This window comes from Aeromonas popoffii, from assembly GCF_000820025.1.
GTDB lineage: Bacteria > Pseudomonadota > Gammaproteobacteria > Enterobacterales > Aeromonadaceae > Aeromonas > Aeromonas popoffii.
On the sequence record NZ_CDBI01000006.1, the window covers coordinates 1 to 266 of the forward strand.

Below are 266 nucleotides of genomic sequence, written 5' to 3' on the forward strand. Positions count from 1 at the left end.
AAACTTATCCACAGAAACCGGTTCCAGATTGCTAGAATGGCCGAAAACAAGGAGGCCAAGATGGACTTGCGACTGAGACCCTACAAGGGAAAACGCCCGCAACTGGGCAAACGGGTGTAAGTAGATCCCTATACAACCCTGGTGGTAGCCATCCATCTGATCCCACAACACTGTGAATAAGTACTAACGATTAAGTCGCGCTCAGGGGTAGCGCTATATAGATGACGTGAGATCGCGAACGAGTAATAGTTGAGGCAGTTGAGGCA

Annotated in this window: 1 pseudogene; it reads left to right on the forward strand. The window is 49.2% G+C overall.

The window, feature by feature from the left end:
* Positions 1-36: 36 nt before the first annotated feature.
* A pseudogene (locus tag BN1129_RS23930) lies at positions 37-117 on the forward strand (gamma carbonic anhydrase family protein); the annotation flags it as partial.
* Positions 118-266: the final 149 nt, after the last annotated feature.